The organism is Pseudomonas sp. 8209, assembly GCF_028682105.1.
GTDB lineage: Bacteria > Pseudomonadota > Gammaproteobacteria > Pseudomonadales > Pseudomonadaceae > Aquipseudomonas > Aquipseudomonas palmensis.
The window spans coordinates 1-17,085 of record NZ_JANIAH010000007.1 but is presented as its reverse complement, the minus strand read 5'-3'; the positions used below and the strand labels follow the sequence as shown (position 1 = coordinate 17,085).

The following is a 17,085-nucleotide window of genomic DNA, read 5'->3' as shown; positions in this document are numbered from 1 at the left end:
AAGCGATCAGGGCGTACGCGTCGATTCGCGCGGCGGGCGGGAGGGGTCCAGGCGCGGCGGCACCTGTTCACGGCGCAGGTTCTGGCCGTTGCCGATGCCGCCATTGTCGAGGGTGGGTGGGCGCGGCAGCGGCTGGGTGGAAGGCCCGCGCGGCGGTGGCGTGGAACGCACGGTGCCCTGCTGGGAATTGGGGTTGGCGCGGCGCACCGGGTCGTTGTAGGGATTGCCCGCGTCGGCGGCCTGAACAGGCATGCCCAGTATCAGGCTCAGTGCTGCGCCGGTCAGGGCCGGCAACCATCGGTTCATCGCGTTCATCTCCTGCACAACGTCAGTGGCCCCAGGCGTTGGATAGCCTACGGCGCGAGAGGTTCGCGATGAAACCCGCTGCCGGGCCGGAGATGATTCAGATTGTTACGCTGCTTGCGCCACTTTCAACCGCGCCGGGCATTTGCCACACTGCAGAGACATTTGTCCGGAGCCAAGCCCCATGCCCTGTTTCCTGCGTCATACCCTGCGTGTCGGCCTGGGCCTGCTGCTGGCCCTGAGCCTGAGCGCCTGCGCGTTGCTGCAGGGGCGCGACCCGTTGACCATCAGCGTGATCGGCATCGAGCCGCTGCCCGGCCAGGACCTGGAAATGCGCATGGCGGTGAAACTGCGGGTGCAGAACCCCAATGAAACGCCCATCGACTACAACGGCGTGGCGCTCAACCTGGAGGTCAATGGCCAGCCGCTGGCAACCGGGGTCAGCGATCAGCACGGCAGCATCGGGCGCTATGACGAAGCGGTACTGAGCATTCCGGTGAGCATCACCGCCTTCTCGATGCTGCGCCAGGCCGTGGGCCTGAGCCGGGTGAGCAACCTGGATGGCATGCCCTATGTGCTGCGCGGCAAGCTGGCCGGGGGCGCCTTCGGCACGATGCGCTTCACCGACAGCGGGCGGCTGGCGCTGCCCAAGCCCACCGATACGGCGTGGTAGCGCTGGGGGTCGGCTACTTGGCAGCCGCCATCAGCTTGTTGACTTCGCTGCGCACCATGTTGGCGAACTCCGGCGGCGACATGCCGTCGAGCTCGGCGCGCACCCACTCGGCCCATTTGCCCTTGCGCCGCGGCTTCTCGCTGATCAGCCGCGCGGCTTCGGCCTTGGCCTTGCCCAGGTTCGATTGCCAGAGCTCGAACAGTCGCGACTTCTCGTCCTCGATCTGTGCCCGCTCGGCGAAGCTCATGTTGGCCAGATTGAAACTCATGGGGATTCCTGCCACTTGAAAATGGGGGCTATCTTACACTGTAGCCACCGAGCGCCGCCAAGGCGCTGCAACTTTCGGCGCGCTCAGGCATCCATTGATACAGTGACCATCATTCAACGAGGAAGCGTACATGGCCAGGAAAAGCACCCTTAAAGCCGATGCCGAACAAATCAAGGACCAGGCCTTCAGCGAACTGCAGGCGCTGATCGAAGAGTCTGACAAGCTGCTCAAGGACAGCTCCACCCTGGTGGGCGAAGAAGCCGAGACCCTGCGCGCACAGGTGGGCCTCAAGCTCAAGCAGGCCCTGGATGCGGTGGGCGGCGTGCGTGAAAAGGCCAAGCCGGCGGTGGATGCCACCGAGGATTACATTGGCGGCCACCCGTGGCAGACCGTGGCGATTTCGGCGGGCTTCGGGCTGGTGGTCGGGCTGTTGCTGGGACGTCGCTCCTGACACCCAATCGCGGGTCGAGCCCGCTCCCACAGGCTTGCACTGTACCTGTGGGAGCGGGCTTGACCCGCGATGCATTCAACGCAGTTTCAAGGGGTCCACCACCCCACACGCAATCGCCATCCCCACCAGGTCCGGCAGGTGTTCGGCCTGCATGCGCTTCATCACCCGCGAACGGTACAGGTCCACGGTCTTCACGCTGACCTGCAACTGCTCGGCAATCTCCCGATTGGTATAGCCCTGCACCAGGGGCACGAACACGTCGCGCTCACGCGGGGTGAGGCTGTCGATGCGCCCCTGCACTTCATCGCGCTGGCGACTGCTGACCTGAACCCGTGACGAGCGCCCGAGGGCATCCTGCACGCTGTCGAGCAACAACTGGTCGTTGTAGGGCTTCTCGATGAAATCGATGGCCCCGGCCTTGAAGGCGCGTACCACGATCGGCACATCGGCATGCCCGCTGACAAAGATCACCGGCACCTGCACGCCCCGGGCGCGCAAGGCTTCCTGCACGCTCAGCCCACCCATGCCGGGCATGCGCACATCCAGCAGCACGCACGCCGGCAACGCCGCATCGCAGGCCTCCAGAAAAGCCTGGCCACTGGTGAACGGCAGCGCCTGCAGGCCCACCGACTCCAGCAGCCAGACGGTGGAGTCGAGCATGCCCTGGTCGTCGTCGACCACGTAGACCTTCGGTTCCTGCATGGAAATCCCCTTGTTCATGCACTGGCCACCGGCGCCAGCCGACAGCACAAAATCAATCCGCCGGTATCACCCGGGTGCGCCTGCAAGGTACCGCCGAACCCTTCGACGATACTGCGGCTCATGCTCAAGCCCAGCCCCAGCCCTTCGGGCTTGCTGGTGGTAAACGGGGTGAAGATGCCGTCCAGCTGCTCGGCGGCCACCCCGGGGCCCTGGTCGGCCACCTGGATACGCAGCCAACCGGCCTGCTGGTCGGCGCTGATCAGCACGCGCGAAGGCGCCCCGGCATGCTGCTCGCGGTTGGCGTCGATGGCGTTGCGCAACAGGTTGAGCAGGACCTGTTCGAGCAAGACACGGTCGGCATATACCGGCGGCAGGTTGTACACCATGTGCTGCTCGATGGTCACCTGGGCCTGCGCCGCCTCCCAGGCACACAGGCGCACGGCCTCGCGCGATACATCGGCCACGTTGAGCGCCTGCAAGCGGCGCGGCTCCTTGCGCAGGAACGAGCGCAGGCGCTTGATCACTTCGGCGGCATGGGTGGCCTGCTCGGTGATGCGCTGCAGGCCCTGGGCGACCCGCCCGGCCGCCTGCGGGTCACGCTCCACCGCCAGCAGGTAGCGCTGGCTGGCACTGGCATAGTTGACCACCGCTGCCAGCGGTTGGTTGATCTCGTGGGCGATGCCGGAGGCCAGCTCGCCCAGGGTGACCAGCCGCGCGGTGTGCGCCAGTTCATCCTGGTGTCGGCGCTGCTGGCGTTCACGCAGCTCGCGCTCGGTCATGTCGCGAGCCACCAGCGAGTAGTAGCGCTCGCCACCTGCCGCCCGGTGCGCCAGCAGTACCAGCGACACCGGGAACGGCGCCGAGCCGTTGTAGGGCGCCAGCCGCGCCTCGCATTGCCACACCCCTTCGCGCTCGGCGCAGGCCCAGCCCTCTTCGTCGAGGCGTTGCAGGGCTTCTTCGTCCAGCAGCTCGCGCAGGGGCGGCACGGCCTGCACCTCCAGCAGGCCCAGTGCACGCCGGGCGGAACGGTTGAGGTAGGTGAGCTGGCCGGCGGGGTCGGTGAACAGCACCAGGTCGGTGTTGGCCTCGACCACCTCGGCCAGGCGCCGGCGGTTTTCCTGGGCTTCGATGCGCACGGTGATGTCACGTGACACGCTGACGATCTCGACCACCGCACCGGTGTAGGTTTCGCGGATGGCGCGGCTGGCGATCTCGAACCACAGGTCGCGGCCATCGCGGTGGCGCACGCGGCAGGTCATGGTCTGGTAGCCGTCCTGCTCCAGCGCCTGGGAGGCCTGCAGCAGCGATTGCTGGCGGTCCTGGGGGTGAAACAGCGACTGCACCGCCACCCCGCGCAGCTCTTCCGGCCAGTAGCCCAGCAGGCGATAGGAGGCCGGCGAAGCATCCAGGAAACACCCGTCGGGGGTATGGCGCGAGATCAGGTCGGTGGTGTTTTCGGTGATCAGGCGGTACAACCGACGTGCCTGGCTGGCCTCGCGCTCGGCCAGGCGCTCCACCGTGGCGTCGCGGCAGCGGGCCAGCACCTGCAGGCCGCCCTCCAGCGGGACGAAGGTCCACAACAGGATACGCTGTTGCACCAGGGCCTCGACCTCGGCAATCGCCCGCTGCTGGTGCAGGCAGGCGCTCACCAGCGCCTTGTAGTTGGCAGGCAGCAGGCTGCCCACGGGCGGCTTGGGCCAGGTGTCGAACAACGCCTGCACCGCCGGGTTGGCGGCCACCACCTGGGCGGCGGCATCGAGCAGCACGGTGGGTTGCGGGTCCTTGTCGAGCAAGGCCGAGGGAGGAAAGGTCACTTGGGGCTCCGGCTTTTTATAGTATTTATACCATATTGCTATAGTCTATCTTCCAAGTAATATGGAGAACAGCGTAAAAATGAAACACCGAAGTCGGTCTGCGTACCGCCTTCCAGAAACCTGATCAGAGCTAACAATCAGCCATCGGAGGTTTCAGCCAGCGCCTGATCGCGGCTGCCTCCTGCACAGGAACCGTTCATGTCGATCTTCTCCCAGGGCCTGCAGCCCGCCCCCGTCAACCATGTCGCCCTTTCCCCGCTGAGTTTCATCGAACGCACGGCTGCGGTCTATGGCGATTACCCGGCGGTGATCCATGGTGCCATCCGCCGCAACTGGCAGGAAACCTACCAGCGCTCCCGCCGCCTGGCCAGCGCCCTGGCCGGCCGTGGTATCGGGCTGGGCGATACGGTGGCGGTGATGCTGCCCAACATTCCGGCCATGCTCGAGGCGCATTTCGGTGTGCCGATGATCGGTGCGGTGCTCAACGCCCTGAACGTGCGCCTGGATGCCGAGGCCATCGCGTTCATGCTCGAGCACGGTGAAGCCAAGGTGCTGATCACCGACCGCGAATTCCACAAGGTGATCGAAGCAGCGCTGGGCCTGATGGCCCACCCGCCGCTGGTGATCGATGTGGACGACCCGGAGTACGGCGAGGGCCGCGCCGTCAGCGACCTGGATTACGAAGCCTTCCTGGCCGAGGGCGACCCCGAGTTCGTGTGGCACTGGCCCGAGGACGAGTGGCAGGCGATCTCGTTGAGCTACACCTCCGGCACCACCGGCAACCCCAAGGGGGTGGTCTACCACCACCGCGGCGCCTACCTGAACGCACTGGGCAACCAGATGACCTGGGCCATGGGCAACCACCCGGTGTACCTGTGGACCCTGCCGATGTTCCACTGCAATGGCTGGTGCTACCCGTGGACCGTGACGGCCCTGGCCGGCACCCATGTGTTCCTGCGCCGGGTCGACCCGCAGAAGATCCTGACCCTGATTCGCGAGCACCAGGTCACCCACCTGTGCGGCGCACCGATCGTGCTCAATGCGCTGATCAACATGCCCGACTCGGCCAAGGCCGCCATCGACCACCCCGTGAACGCGATGGTGGCCGGGGCGGCGCCACCCGCCAAGGTGATCGGCGCGGTGGAGGAAATGGGCATCAAGGTGACCCACGTCTACGGCCTGACCGAGGTCTACGGCCCGGTGACGGTGTGTGCCTGGCATGCCGAATGGGACGCGCAGCCGCTGGAGGAGCGGGCCCGCATCAAGTCGCGCCAGGGCGTGCGCTACCCTACCCTCGAGGGGCTGATGGTGGCCGACCCGCAAACGCTTGAGCCGGTGGCCCGCGACGGCAACACGCTGGGCGAGATCTTCATGCGCGGCAACACCGTGATGAAGGGCTACCTGAAGAACCCCGAGGCCACCGCCGAAGCCTTCCGAGGCGGCTGGTTCCATACCGGCGACCTGGCAGTGTGGCATGCCGACGGCTATGTGGAGATCAAGGACCGGCTCAAGGACATCATCATTTCCGGAGGCGAGAACATCTCGACCATCGAGGTCGAAGACACGCTGTACCGCCACCCGGCCGTGCTCGAGGCTGCGGTGGTCGCCCGCCCGGATGAAAAATGGGGCGAAACCCCCTGTGCCTACGTCACCCTCAAGGCCGGTTTCGAAGGTACCCGCGAGGCGGACATCATCGCCTTCTGCCGCGAGCATCTGGCCGGCTTCAAGCTGCCCAAGACCGTGGTGTTCAGCGAACTGCCGAAAACCTCCACGGGCAAGATCCAGAAGTACCTGTTGCGCGACTGGGCCAAGGCGCTCTGACCTTTTTTCACCTTTATTCGGAAACCGTTATGCCTGAGTTCAATGCACCGCTGCGCGACATGCGTTTTGTTCTTCACGAAGTGTTCCAGGGCCCGGCCCTGTGGGCACGCCTGCCGGCGCTGGCGGCCAGCGTCGACGCGGATACCGCCGATGCGATACTGGAAGAGGCGGCCAAGATCACCGGCCAGCTGATCGCCCCGCTCAACCGCAGCGGCGATGAGGAAGGCGTGCACTTTGCGCAGGGTCGGGTCACCACTGCGCAGGGGTTCGTGCAGGCCTGGCAGACCTACCGCGAAGGCGGCTGGGTCGGGCTGGCGGGCAACCCCGAGTACGGCGGCCTGGGCATGCCCAAGATGCTCGCGGTGCAGTTCGAGGAGATGCTCTACGCCGCCAACTGCAGCTTCAGCCTGTATTCGGCGCTGAGCGCCGGCTGCTGCCTGGCCATCGACGCGCACGCCAGCGAGGCATTGAAGGCCACCTACCTGCCGGCGCTGTACAGCGGGCAGTGGGCCGGCACCATGTGCCTGACCGAACCGCATGCAGGTACCGACCTGGGGATCATCCGCAGCAAGGCCGAACCCCAGGCCGATGGCAGCTACCGGGTCAGCGGCACCAAGATCTTCATCACCGGCGGCGACCAGGACCTGACCGAGAACATCGTGCACCTGGTGCTGGCCAAGCTGCCCGACGCGCCGGCCGGGCCCAAGGGCATCTCGCTGTTTCTGGTGCCCAAGCGCCTGGTGGGCGAGGACGGCAGCCTGGGTGAAACCAACGCGGTGAGCTGTGGATCGATCGAGCACAAGATGGGCATCAAGGCCTCGGCCACCTGCGTGATGAACTTCGATGGCGCCGTGGGCTACCTGGTGGGCGAACCCAACCGCGGCCTGGCGGCGATGTTCACCATGATGAACTACGAGCGCCTGTCCATCGGCATCCAGGGCATCGGCTGCGCCGAGGCGTCGTACCAGAATGCCGCACGCTACGCCCGGGACCGCCTGCAAAGCCGCGCCGCCACCGGACCGCTGGCCAGCGACAAGGTGGCCGACCCGATCATCGTGCATGCCGATGTACGGCGCATGCTGCTGAGCATGCGCGCCCTGACCGAAGGCGGCCGGGCGTTCGCCACCTATGTCGGCCTGCAGCTGGATATCGCCAAGTACGCCGAGCAGCCGGAGGAGCGCGAGGCCGCGCAGCGCCTGGTGGCCTTGCTGACACCGGTGGCCAAGGCGTTTTTCACCGACATGGGCCTGGAAAGCTGCGTGCTGGGCCAGCAGGTGTTCGGCGGCCATGGCTACATTCGCGAATGGGGCCAGGAACAGCTGGTGCGCGATGTTCGCATCGCGCAGATCTACGAAGGCACCAACGGCATCCAGGCGCTGGACCTGCTGGGGCGCAAGGTGGTGGCCGATGGCGGACAGTCGCTGGCGCTGTTCGCCAACGAGATCCGCAGCTTCTGTGAAACCCGTCCGCCCCTGTGCGAACCGCTGCTGCATGCCCTGGCGCAGCTGGAAAGCGTGAGCCAGTGGGTACGCGAGCAGGCCACCGGTGATGCCAACGCGGTGGGCGCGGCGTCGGTGGAGTACCTGCACCTGTTCGGCTATGTGGCCTACGCCTACATGTGGTCGCGCATGGCGGCCACTGCCCGCGAACGGCGCGAGCAGGAGCCGGCGTTCTACGAGGCCAAGCTGGCCACGGCTACCTTCTACGTCGAGCGTCTGCTGCCCAGGGTACTGTCGTTGCAGGCCAGCATCCGCGCAGGCAGTGCGCCGCTGTACCAGTTGCCAGCCGAGCTGTTCTGAGCCGCGCAACGCTCCAGGCGGGTGCTTAAACGATAAAAACCACGCATTTGCGTGGTTTTTCGTTCAAATATTTCTTACAACTGATAGTCATTCACGATGAACTCGGTTCTCGTTGGCCACCTGCCAAGGGTAGAATGGCCAAAACCGGGAGTATCAATGAACCAAACCAGCCTCAGCGCAGCCGAACTTGATGCCATCACCGATGCCGCTGCGCACTGGTGCATGCGCCTGCATGCTGAGGACTGCAGTGAACAGGAACGTGCCGCCTGTGCGCAATGGCGCGCAGCCGACCCACTGCACGAGCAGGAATTCCAGGCCATGCAGGAGATCTGGCAGACCGCCGACCACCTGCCCCGCCCTGCTGCCCCGGTAATCACCCTGTCAGCCAGGCCCCGCGGGCGCGCCTTGCGTCGGCTGGCCTCGGCTGCGGCCGTGGCGCTGGTGGCGCTGCCGATCGGCGCCTGGGTGGGCTGGGAACAAGGCTGGCTGCCCAACAGCTATGAGCGCGTTGAAAGCGGCAATGCCATCGCCCGCGCGGTGCTGCCGGATGGCAGCGAGGTGGAGTTGAACCTCAACACCACCCTGCGCTACGCCAACTACAAGGACGAACGACGGGTGACGCTGGTCAACGGCGAGGCCTTCTTCAAGGTGCAGCACGATACCCAGCACCCGTTCGTGGTGCGTGCCGGCAAGGGCCAGACCCGGGTGACCGGTACCCAGTTCAACGTGTGGAAGTACCAGGTGAAGGTCACCCTGGTGGAAGGTTCGGTGCTGGTCAGCAGCAACAGCAGCGACCCTGACAGCGGCTATCGCCTGGGCCCCGGCATGCAGGCCAGCTACCGTCGCGGCGACTACGAGCCGGCCCTCAGCCAGACCTATGCCCACGACACCAGCCTGGCCTGGCGCGGCGGCAAGCTGATCCTCGACAATCTGCCACTGGACCAGGCCCTGCCGCTGATCAACCGCTACCTGGAAACGCCGTTGCTGCTGGCGGACGCCAGTACCGGCAGCATCCGCATCAGCGGCATCTACAACACCACCGAGGTCAATCGCCTGGTGAGCAACATGCCCAAGGTGCTGCCGGTGTACCTGACGCGCAACAAGAACGGCGATACGGTGCTCAACCGCATCTCGCCGCCCCCGCGAAAAAGCTGAGCCTCGCGCCCAGCTCCTGCGCCCTGGCGCGCTACAGCACCATCGCCGCTACCCAGCCGAACGCCAGCAACGGCAGGTTGTAATGCAGGAAGGTCGGCACCACCGTGTCCCAGATGTGATGGTGCTGGCCATCGACGTTCAGGCCCGAGGTCGGGCCCAGGGTCGAGTCCGACGCCGGTGAGCCGGCATCACCCAACGCGCCGGCAGTGCCGACGATGCACACGGTGGCCAGCGGGTCGAAGCCCAGTTGCACGCACAGCGGCACGAAGATCGCCGCCAGGATCGGCACCGTGGAGAACGACGAACCGATACCCATGGTCACCAGCAGGCCCACCAGCAGCATCAGCAGCGCCCCGACCGCCTTGCTGTGGTCGATCCAGCCGGCCGAGGCCTCCACCAGGGTCTTCACTTCGCCGGTGGCCTTCATGACCTCGGCAAAGCCGGACGCGGCGATCATGATGAAGCCGATCATGGCCATCATCTTCATGCCTTCGGTGAACAGGTCATCGGTGTCCTTCCAGCGCACGATGCCCGACAGCGAGAAGATCAGAAAGCCCGCCATCGCACCGATGATCATCGAGTCCAGCCACAGCTGGATGATGAACGCCGCGGCGATCGCACAGCCGGCCACCATCAGCGTCAACGGGTTGTAGCTGACGGCCACCTGCTCGACCTGCTCGATCTTTGCCACGTCGTACACGCGCTTTTTGCGGTAGCTGAAGAACACCGCCAGCAGCAACCCGAACAGCATGCCCGCCGCCGGTATGGCCATGGCCTGGGTCACGTTGACGCCGCTGACGTCCACCCCGCTGCGGCTGACGTTGGCCAGCAGGATCTGGTTGAGGAAGATGTTGCCGAACCCCACTGGCAGGAACATGTAGGGGGTGATCAGGCCGAAGGTCATCACGCAGGCCACCAGGCGCCGATCGATCTGCAGGCGGGTCAGCACGTACAGCAGCGGCGGCACCAGCAGCGGAATGAAGGCGATATGAATGGGCAGGATGTTCTGCGACGAGATCGCCACCACCAGCAACAGGCCGATCAGCAGCCACTTGATCTTGCCGCCTTCGGCATTGCCCTGACCATGGAACATCGACAGGGCGCGATCGGCCAGCGCATGGGCCAGCCCGGACTTGGCGATGGCCACGGCGAATGCGCCCAGCAGCGCATACGACAATGCCACCGTGGCACCGCCACCCAGGCCGCCGTTGAACGCCTTGAGCGTGCCTTCGATACCCAGGCCGCCCACCAGGCCGCCGGCGAGCGCGCCGATGATGAGGGCGATGACCACGTGCACACGGGCCAGGCTCAATATCAGCATGATGCCGACCGCGGCAATTACTGCATTCATTTCATGACCTCTAGAAACCAGACAAAGCTTGCGCTGCGGCGACAGACTGCGAGCGCAGTGGCCGAACGACAGGTGTTTTTATGGGAGGGCGCACACTCTGAAGCAGCACCCGCCACTTGTCAAAGTACGGGGCTAGACGGCTGCACGCGGGTCGCATGCATGACTGAAAACGACGCATTTCAATTGAACGTTTGAATAAAGAAAAACTGCGCCTGGCCGTTACAGTCGTCAGCCTCAATCTTTTTTTGGATCAAAGGACTTCGTCATGTCGTCGAGACAACTTTCCATCCAGTGGAAAATCACCCTGCTGGCCGGGCTCTGCCTGGCCAGCATCGTTACGCTGCTGGTGGGCCTTTCGCTGTACCGCATGGAGCACAACTCCGAGCTGGTCAAGGCCAGCAGCATGCAGATGCTGACCGAAGCGGCCCAGTCGCGTATCGAGTCCCAGGGCGAAGTCCAGGCCTTGAGCATCCGCCGCCAGTTCATGGATGCCTACCAGTACGGTGCAGGCTTTGCGCGCCAGGTGCTGTTTTTGCGCGAGCAGGCCGAAAAGCGCTTTCTGGACGCCTTCGACCTGCGCGAGGACATGACCCGCCAGGTGCGCGCCGCGCTGCAGGCCAACCCCGACCTGCTGGGGCTGTCGCTGGTGTTCGAGCCCAACGCCCTGGACAACAAGGATGCCCTGTTCGCCAACCAGGCCGAGCTGGGCAGCAACGAGGCCGGCCGCTTTGCCCTGTACTGGTCGCAGCCCACGCCCGGCAAGCTGACCTCGATGGCGCTGCCCGAAAAGGACATGACCGACACCAGCATCGGCCCCAGCGGCGAGCCGGCCAACACCTGGTCGGTGTGCCCGCGTACCACGCGCAAGACCTGCGTGATCGAACCCTACTTCTATGACATCGCCGGTCAGCGGGTGCTGATGACCAGCATCGTGTTCCCGCTGATCGTGGCCGACAAGGTGGTCGCCACCCTGTCGATCGACATCAACCTGAACAGCCTGCAGGCGCTGAGCCAGCAGGCCAGCCAGAACCTGTACCAGGGCCAGACCCGCATCGGCATCATCAGCCCGGTCGGCCTGCTGGCCGGCTACAGCCCGGATGCGGGCAAGCTGGCGCAACGCTTCGACCAGGTCGACAGCACCAGCGGCAAGGAACTGATAGGCCTGCTGAGCAGCGGCACGCCCCTGCAGAGCCTCCACAAGGACGAGCGCCTGAAGGTGCTGGCATCGTTTGCACCGATTCCGGGGGGCAAGCCCTGGGGCGTGCTGCTGGATGTGCCGCAAAGCGCCCTGACCGGCCCGGCCGAGACCCTCAAGAACGAGCTCGACCAGCGCAATACCAGTGGCACCCTGATCGAGCTGGGCCTGGGTGTGCTGGCCGCGATCGTGGGGCTGCTGCTGATCTGGGTGATGGCGCGCAGTGTGACCCGCCCCATCCTGGGCGTGGCCGCCATGCTCAAGGACATCGCCAGCGGCGAAGGCGACCTGACCCGCCGCCTGAACTACGACAAGCGCGACGAGCTGGGGGAACTGGCCGGCTGGTTCAACCGCTTCCTCGACAAGCTGCAGCCGATCATCGCCGAGGTCAAACGCTCGGTGCAGGCGGCGCGCGACACCGCCGACCAGTCTTCGGCGATTGCCTCGCAGACCAGCGCCGGCATGGAGCAGCAGTACCGTCAGGTCGACCAGGTGGCCACGGCGTCCCACGAAATGAGCGCCACCGCCCAGGATGTGGCGCGCAGTGCTGCGCAAGCGGCCCAGGCGGCGCGTGACGCCGACCAGGCGACCCGTCAGGGCCTGGCGGTGATCGACCGCACCACCACCAGCATCGATACCCTGGCAGCCGACATGAACACCGCCATGGCCCAGGTCGAAGGCCTTGCCGACAACAGCGAGAAGATCGGTTCGGTACTGGAAGTGATCCGCTCCATCGCCGAGCAGACCAACCTGCTGGCGCTCAATGCCGCCATCGAGGCGGCCCGTGCCGGGGAAGCCGGGCGCGGCTTTGCGGTGGTCGCCGACGAGGTGCGCAACCTGGCCCGACGCACCCAGGAGTCGGTGGAGGAGACCCGTCAGGTGATCGAGCAACTGCAGGCCGGCACCCGCGAGGTGGTGGGCGCCATGGACAGCAGCCACCGCCAGGCCCAGGGTAGCGTCGACCAGGTCGGTCAGGCCGTGACTGCGCTGCGCCAGATCGGCGAGGCCGTCACCGTGATCAGCGACATGAACCTGCAGATTGCCAGTGCCGCCGAAGAGCAGAGCGCGGTGGCCGAGGAAATCAACAACAACGTGGCGACCATTCGCGATGTGACCGAGTCACTCTCGGAGCAGGCCAATGAGTCGGCGCGGGTCAGCCAGTCGCTGAACAGCCTGGCCAACCAGCAGCAGGGGCTGATGGACCAGTTCCGCGTCTGATGGTGTTATCGGGCTACCCTGCGGGGTAGCTCGATGCTCACCCGCAGCCCGCCCAGCGGGCTTTCCAGCAACCTCATCTGCCCACCCCAGGCTTCGGCGATATCGCGAACGATGCCCAGGCCAAGCCCATGGCCATCGACCTGTTCGTCGAGCCGCGCACCGCGCTCCAGCACCCCCGCCCTGGCATTTTCGGGGATGCCCGGGCCATCATCGTCCACCCACAGGCGATACACCCCGCCCTCTTGCTCGATGCTCAGGCAGACCTCGCTGTCGGCCCACTTGCAGGCGTTGTCCAGCAGGTTGCCCAGCAGCTCGAGCAGGTCTTCGCGGTCCCAGGGCAAGGACAGCCCATCGGGCACCTGATGGCGGATGAGCAGGTGATCGCCGTGAATCATGCCCAGGGTCGATAGCAGGCCCGGCAGTTCGGTGGCGCAATCGAAATGCGCCCCCGGCAGGGCATCGCCGGCCAGCCGGGCGCGATTGAGTTCGCGGCTCAGGCGTTGCTGGATCTGCTCCAGCTGAGCCTGCAACTGGGCGCGAACCTCGGGCAGGTCGTTCAGGCGCTCGCTCGACGCCAGGCTCATCAGCACCGCCAGGGGGGTCTTCAGGGCATGCCCCAGGTTACCCAGCGCGTTGCGTGAACGTCTGAGGCTGTCTTCGGTGTGTGCCAGCAGGTGGTTGATCTGCGCCACCAGGGGCTCGAGTTCGACAGGCACCTCACTGTCGAGCTGCGAGCGCTTGCCCTGCTGCAGTTGGGCGATCTGTTCGCGCGTGCGTTCCAGTGGGCGCAGGGAGCGTGTGACCGTGATGCGTTGCAGCACCAGAATCAACAGCAGCGCCACCAGCCCCAGGCCAAGGCCGAGCTGCTGCATGCGCCGGAAGCCGTCGCGCACGGGGGTATAGTCCTGCGCCACGCTGATCGAGATCGCCTGGCCCAGGCGCCGGTAGTCGGCACGCAGCACCAGCAGTTGCTGGCCAGCCGGGCCCAGCTCCAGGCCCGCGTGCAGGCCGGGAGTTGGCGGACGGGGCATGTCCATGTCCCAGAGCGAGCGGGAACGCCAACTGCCCCCTTCGAAATCGATACGGAAGTAGTAGCCGGAAAACGGCCGCTGGTACGCCGACGACAGACGTCGCTCGTCCAGTTCGAGGCCGCTGTGGCCGCGCACCAGCGCCACCAGCAGGTTTTCGCTTTCCTTGCGCAACCCCGTCTCCAGGTAGCGCTGCAACCCGACCTCGAACAGCCACAGGCTGATCTGCGCCAGGGCCAGGCCGACCACCACCAGTACACCGACCAGCCCCAGGCTCAGGCGCGCCTGGATCGACTTCACTCGACCACTCCGCCAAAGCGATAGCCCTGGCCGCGATGGGTTTCGATAACGCTGCGCCCCAGCTTGCGGCGCAGGTGGTTGACGTGTACTTCGAGCACATTCGAGTCGCGCTCGGTTTCGCCGTTGTAGAGGTGCTCGGCCAGGTGGCTTTTGGAAAGGATCTGCTGCGGGTGCAACATGAAGTAGCGCAGCAGGCGAAACTCGGCGGCGGTCAGTTGCACGTCCTGCCCGTCGCGGCTCACGCACTGGCGGCCTTCGTCCAGGTGCAGGCCGGCGGCCTGCAGGGTCGGCTGGTTGGCCAGGCCACGGGCGCGGCGCAGCAGCGACTGGATGCGCAGTTGCAGCTCTTCGGGGTGAAAGGGTTTGCTCAGGTAATCGTCGGCACCGGCCTTGAGGCCCTCGATGCGCTCGGCCCAGGAACCCCGTGCGGTCAGGATAAGCACCGGGGTCGACAGCCCGCCGGCGCGCCATTGGGCCAGCACCTCGAGGCCGGGCAGGCCGGGCAGGCCCAGGTCCAGGATAATCAGGTCATAGGGCTCGCTGCTACCCTGGTACACCGCATCTCGGCCGTCGGCCAGCCAGTCGATGGCGTAGCCCTGGCGCTGCAGGCTCTGGGTGAGTTCATCGGCCAGCGGGACGTTGTCCTCGACCAGTAACAGGCGCATCAGTCATCTTCCTCATCTTTGATCAGCACACCCGTGCGTGCATCGAACTTGATTTCACGTACGACCCCTTGCGGGGTGACCAGCTCGACTTCGTACTCGTAGCGGTTGTGCTTCTCTTCCAGCTCCGCCTCAAGCAACTTCGCCCCGGGGTAACGCCCCAGGGCGGAGTTCAACAGTTGCTCCAGCGGCAGGATGATGCCCTTCTGACGTAGCTCCAGGGCTTCATCCTGATCGAGGTCGCGGGCCAGGGCCGGCGTACAGAAAACCAGCAATGCGAGGAACAGCCACGGTGCCGTTCGCTTGCGTGCAGTCATCAGGTGTCCTTGGCGTCCTTGAGTACTTCACCGGTCTTGGCATCAAGGTCCACGTCCCATTCGACGTTCTGCGCGTCACGCAGTTCGACCTTGTACACATAACGGCCGTACACGTCCTCGAGCTCGGAGTCCTTGATGGTGGCACCCGGATGCTTGGCCAGCGCTTTTGCGTTGAGGTCATCCAGCGACAGGATGGTCTTGGCCTGGACCAGCTGCACGACTTCATTGGTGGGGATGTCTTTAGCCAGCGCAACGTTGGCGCTCAGGGCAAGGGCGGCGGTGGCGAACAGGGCAGTCAATGTTTTCATCGTGTCTCTCCATTTAGGATCAATCTTGCTTACGGGTTCAGAATACCGAACCGAACTTAACTGAAACTGAAAACAACTGGCGCCATGATAGCTCAGGCGCGCCCCTGTTCCGTCCACGCTTCTCTATAATCGTTGATCCAGGACAACGAGGCCCTTATGAGCTCAATCCAGATCAAGTTTCCAGCGCTGACACTCAAGGCCGGCACGCGGGCGTTTGCCCATGTACGTGAACGCGGTCTGCAGGCTGCAGACGTGGGGGTGCTACCGGGCGCTGCAGGCGGCCCCAAGGCGCTGGGTATCCAGGGTATCGACCTGGCGCTGTTCGGCCAGTGGCTGCCCACAGCACCGCGCGCGCGCTCGCTGATCGGGGCATCGATCGGCTCCTGGCGCTTCGCCAGTGCCTGCCTGCCCGACCCCGCCCAGGCCCTGCTGCGCCTGGGCCATCTGTATACCGAGCAGGATTTCGCCAAGGGCGTGACCCAGGCCCAGGTCAGCCAGAGCTGTCGTCGCATGCTCGATGACCTGCTGGAGGGCCAGGATGCTCGCATTCTCGACAACCCCCACTATCGGCTCAACATCATGCTGGTCAGAAGCCACGGCCTGCTTCAGCACGATCATCGAGGCCGACTGGGCGTAGGCCTGTCGTCGGTGATTGCCGACAACCTCGTGAGCCGTTCGCGGCTGGCCCGGCACTTCGAACGCGTGATCCTGCATGACGCACGCTGCGCACCGCCGTTGAACCCCCTCACGGACTTCCCTTCGCGCTGCCTGCCGCTGGCGGTCGACAACCTGCGTCATGCCCTGCTCGCTTCAGGCTCCATTCCCATGGTGATGGAAGGCGTGCGGGACATTCCGGGGGTCGGGGCGGGCACCTACCGGGATGGTGGCTTGCTCGACTATCACCTCGACCTGCCCTACAGCGGCGAGGACATCGTGCTTTACCCTCACTTCACCCACAAGGTGGTGCCGGGGTGGTTCGACAAGGCCCTGCCCTGGCGGCGCAGCAATGCGCAATACCTGCAGAACGTGCTGTTGCTGGCACCCTCGCCGCAGTACCTGGCCCGCCTGCCCTACGGCAAGCTGCCGGATCGCAGCGACTTCAAGCGCTTCATGGGCGATGCCGGTAACCGCCAACGTTACTGGCGTACCGCCATGAGCGAAAGCCAGCGGCTGGGCGACGAGTTTCTCGAACTGGTGGAAACCGGCAAGCTGCACCAGCATCTGCAACCGTTGAAGTAGGCTTGCTGTTAAACTGCCGATCAGCATTGGTTTTCAGAGTTCTAAGATACCGTGGAAATTTTCAAAGAGTTCACCTTCGAATCGGCCCACCGCTTGCCGAATGTGCCCGCCGGGCACAAATGCGGGCGCCTGCACGGCCACTCCTTCAAGGTTGCCTTGCACCTGACCGGCCAGCTGGATCCGCATACCGGCTGGATTCGCGACTTCTCGGAGATCAAGGCGATTTTCAAGCCGCTGTACGAGCAGCTAGACCACAACTACCTCAATGACATCCCTGGCCTGGAGAACCCGACCAGCGAAGTGATTGCCAAATGGATCTGGGACCAGGTCAAGCCGTTGCTGCCAGAACTGAGCAAGGTGCGTATCCATGAGACCTGCACCAGTGGCTGCGAGTATTACGGCGACTGAGCTGACAGTGACAGGTCTGAAAACCACCTCCCGAGGTGGTTTTTTTATGCCCGCCTTGCAGGAAACTTTCAGC

General features: G+C 65.1%; 17 protein-coding genes. 8 read left to right on the top strand and 9 right to left on the bottom strand.

The features are described from left to right. Window positions 1-6: 6 nt before the first annotated feature. Complete coding sequence (locus NP552_RS16410; protein WP_043861129.1) at window positions 7-306, bottom strand: hypothetical protein; 300 nt, start codon at window positions 304-306, stop codon at window positions 7-9. Between the two features lie 181 nt (window positions 307-487). On the opposite strand from NP552_RS16410, the gene NP552_RS16405 reads away from it, so the two are divergent. Further along, window positions 488-976 (top strand): LEA type 2 family protein, encoded by a 489-nt coding sequence (locus NP552_RS16405; protein WP_043861130.1) that lies wholly within the window; start codon window positions 488-490, stop codon window positions 974-976. A gap of 13 nt (window positions 977-989) precedes the next feature. Here the strand turns inward: NP552_RS16405 and NP552_RS16400 are convergent, their stop codons facing one another. Next, window positions 990-1,244, bottom strand: a complete 255-nt coding sequence (locus NP552_RS16400) for a hypothetical protein (protein WP_043861131.1) — start codon at window positions 1,242-1,244, stop codon at window positions 990-992. A gap of 130 nt (window positions 1,245-1,374) precedes the next feature. On the opposite strand from NP552_RS16400, the gene NP552_RS16395 reads away from it, so the two are divergent. After that, window positions 1,375-1,695 (top strand): DUF883 family protein, encoded by a 321-nt coding sequence (locus NP552_RS16395; RefSeq protein ID WP_043861132.1) that lies wholly within the window; start codon window positions 1,375-1,377, stop codon window positions 1,693-1,695. A 75-nt stretch (window positions 1,696-1,770) separates the two neighbouring features. Here the strand turns inward: NP552_RS16395 and NP552_RS16390 are convergent, their stop codons facing one another. Both NP552_RS16390 and NP552_RS16385 read right to left on the bottom strand, forming a co-directional pair. Then, a complete protein-coding gene (locus tag NP552_RS16390) occupies window positions 1,771-2,397 on the bottom strand; it encodes a response regulator transcription factor (protein ID WP_088514900.1) in 627 nt (208 codons plus the stop codon). Between the two features lie 14 nt (window positions 2,398-2,411). Continuing rightward, window positions 2,412-4,211: a PAS domain-containing sensor histidine kinase gene (locus NP552_RS16385; RefSeq protein WP_043861133.1), complete on the bottom strand. Its 1,800-nt coding sequence runs from the start codon at window positions 4,209-4,211 to the stop codon at window positions 2,412-2,414. A 198-nt stretch (window positions 4,212-4,409) separates the two neighbouring features. Between NP552_RS16385 and NP552_RS16380 the strand changes: the two genes are divergently transcribed. The 3 genes from NP552_RS16380 (at window position 4,410) to NP552_RS16370 (ending at window position 8,986) form a co-directional block, all read left to right on the top strand. Then, on the top strand, window positions 4,410-6,032 hold the full coding sequence (locus tag NP552_RS16380; RefSeq protein ID WP_088514884.1) for an acyl-CoA synthetase: 1,623 nt from the start codon (window positions 4,410-4,412) through the stop codon (window positions 6,030-6,032). A 29-nt stretch (window positions 6,033-6,061) separates the two neighbouring features. Beyond that, on the top strand, window positions 6,062-7,831 hold the full coding sequence (locus tag NP552_RS16375; protein ID WP_058540428.1) for an acyl-CoA dehydrogenase C-terminal domain-containing protein: 1,770 nt from the start codon (window positions 6,062-6,064) through the stop codon (window positions 7,829-7,831). A 156-nt stretch (window positions 7,832-7,987) separates the two neighbouring features. Next, window positions 7,988-8,986, top strand: a complete 999-nt coding sequence (locus NP552_RS16370; RefSeq protein ID WP_274096916.1) for a FecR family protein — start codon at window positions 7,988-7,990, stop codon at window positions 8,984-8,986. A 31-nt stretch (window positions 8,987-9,017) separates the two neighbouring features. Here the strand turns inward: NP552_RS16370 and NP552_RS16365 are convergent, their stop codons facing one another. Further along, on the bottom strand, window positions 9,018-10,337 hold the full coding sequence (locus NP552_RS16365; protein ID WP_078481101.1) for a Na+/H+ antiporter family protein: 1,320 nt from the start codon (window positions 10,335-10,337) through the stop codon (window positions 9,018-9,020). Between the two features lie 265 nt (window positions 10,338-10,602). Between NP552_RS16365 and NP552_RS16360 the strand changes: the two genes are divergently transcribed. Then, window positions 10,603-12,750 (top strand): methyl-accepting chemotaxis protein, encoded by a 2,148-nt coding sequence (locus NP552_RS16360; protein WP_054916516.1) that lies wholly within the window; start codon window positions 10,603-10,605, stop codon window positions 12,748-12,750. 5 nt (window positions 12,751-12,755) lie between these two features. On the opposite strand, the gene NP552_RS16355 is transcribed toward NP552_RS16360, so the two are convergent. The 4 genes from NP552_RS16355 to NP552_RS16340 are packed head-to-tail and all read right to left on the bottom strand — an operon-like array spanning window position 12,756 to window position 15,365. After that, complete coding sequence (locus tag NP552_RS16355) at window positions 12,756-14,078, bottom strand: sensor histidine kinase (protein ID WP_078481102.1); 1,323 nt, start codon at window positions 14,076-14,078, stop codon at window positions 12,756-12,758. Continuing rightward, a complete protein-coding gene (locus tag NP552_RS16350; RefSeq protein WP_043861139.1) occupies window positions 14,075-14,743 on the bottom strand; it encodes a response regulator transcription factor in 669 nt (222 codons plus the stop codon). The genes NP552_RS16355 and NP552_RS16350 overlap by 4 nt, the downstream gene beginning before the upstream one ends. Then, window positions 14,743-15,057 (bottom strand): PepSY domain-containing protein, encoded by a 315-nt coding sequence (locus NP552_RS16345; protein WP_043861140.1) that lies wholly within the window; start codon window positions 15,055-15,057, stop codon window positions 14,743-14,745. Before NP552_RS16345 ends, NP552_RS16350 begins: the two co-directional genes overlap by 1 nt. After that, window positions 15,057-15,365: a PepSY domain-containing protein gene (locus NP552_RS16340; RefSeq protein WP_043861141.1), complete on the bottom strand. Its 309-nt coding sequence runs from the start codon at window positions 15,363-15,365 to the stop codon at window positions 15,057-15,059. Before NP552_RS16340 ends, NP552_RS16345 begins: the two co-directional genes overlap by 1 nt. 156 nt (window positions 15,366-15,521) lie before the next feature. Between NP552_RS16340 and NP552_RS16335 the strand changes: the two genes are divergently transcribed. Both NP552_RS16335 and queD read left to right on the top strand, forming a co-directional pair. Further along, window positions 15,522-16,604 (top strand): patatin-like phospholipase family protein, encoded by a 1,083-nt coding sequence (locus tag NP552_RS16335; protein WP_078481103.1) that lies wholly within the window; start codon window positions 15,522-15,524, stop codon window positions 16,602-16,604. A gap of 51 nt (window positions 16,605-16,655) precedes the next feature. Beyond that, window positions 16,656-17,012 (top strand): 6-carboxytetrahydropterin synthase QueD, encoded by a 357-nt coding sequence (gene queD / locus NP552_RS16330; RefSeq protein ID WP_043861143.1) that lies wholly within the window; start codon window positions 16,656-16,658, stop codon window positions 17,010-17,012. Window positions 17,013-17,085 lie beyond the last annotated feature (73 nt).

Bases quoted from the DNA above. Each gene is read 5' to 3' on its own strand.
- NP552_RS16410 (WP_043861129.1), bottom strand. From the start codon at position 306: ATGAACCGATGGTTGCCGGCCCTGACCGGCGCAGCACTGAGCCTGATA.
- NP552_RS16405 (WP_043861130.1), top strand. From the start codon at position 488: ATGCCCTGTTTCCTGCGTCATACCCTGCGTGTCGGCCTGGGCCTGCTG.
- NP552_RS16400 (WP_043861131.1), bottom strand. From the start codon at position 1,244: ATGAGTTTCAATCTGGCCAACATGAGCTTCGCCGAGCGGGCACAGATC.
- NP552_RS16395 (WP_043861132.1), top strand. From the start codon at position 1,375: ATGGCCAGGAAAAGCACCCTTAAAGCCGATGCCGAACAAATCAAGGAC.
- NP552_RS16390 (WP_088514900.1), bottom strand. From the start codon at position 2,397: ATGCAGGAACCGAAGGTCTACGTGGTCGACGACGACCAGGGCATGCTC.
- NP552_RS16380 (WP_088514884.1), top strand. From the start codon at position 4,410: ATGTCGATCTTCTCCCAGGGCCTGCAGCCCGCCCCCGTCAACCATGTC.
- NP552_RS16375 (WP_058540428.1), top strand. From the start codon at position 6,062: ATGCCTGAGTTCAATGCACCGCTGCGCGACATGCGTTTTGTTCTTCAC.
- NP552_RS16370 (WP_274096916.1), top strand. From the start codon at position 7,988: ATGAACCAAACCAGCCTCAGCGCAGCCGAACTTGATGCCATCACCGAT.
- NP552_RS16365 (WP_078481101.1), bottom strand. From the start codon at position 10,337: ATGAATGCAGTAATTGCCGCGGTCGGCATCATGCTGATATTGAGCCTG.
- NP552_RS16360 (WP_054916516.1), top strand. From the start codon at position 10,603: ATGTCGTCGAGACAACTTTCCATCCAGTGGAAAATCACCCTGCTGGCC.
- NP552_RS16350 (WP_043861139.1), bottom strand. From the start codon at position 14,743: ATGCGCCTGTTACTGGTCGAGGACAACGTCCCGCTGGCCGATGAACTC.
- NP552_RS16345 (WP_043861140.1), bottom strand. From the start codon at position 15,057: ATGACTGCACGCAAGCGAACGGCACCGTGGCTGTTCCTCGCATTGCTG.
- NP552_RS16340 (WP_043861141.1), bottom strand. From the start codon at position 15,365: ATGAAAACATTGACTGCCCTGTTCGCCACCGCCGCCCTTGCCCTGAGC.
- NP552_RS16335 (WP_078481103.1), top strand. From the start codon at position 15,522: ATGAGCTCAATCCAGATCAAGTTTCCAGCGCTGACACTCAAGGCCGGC.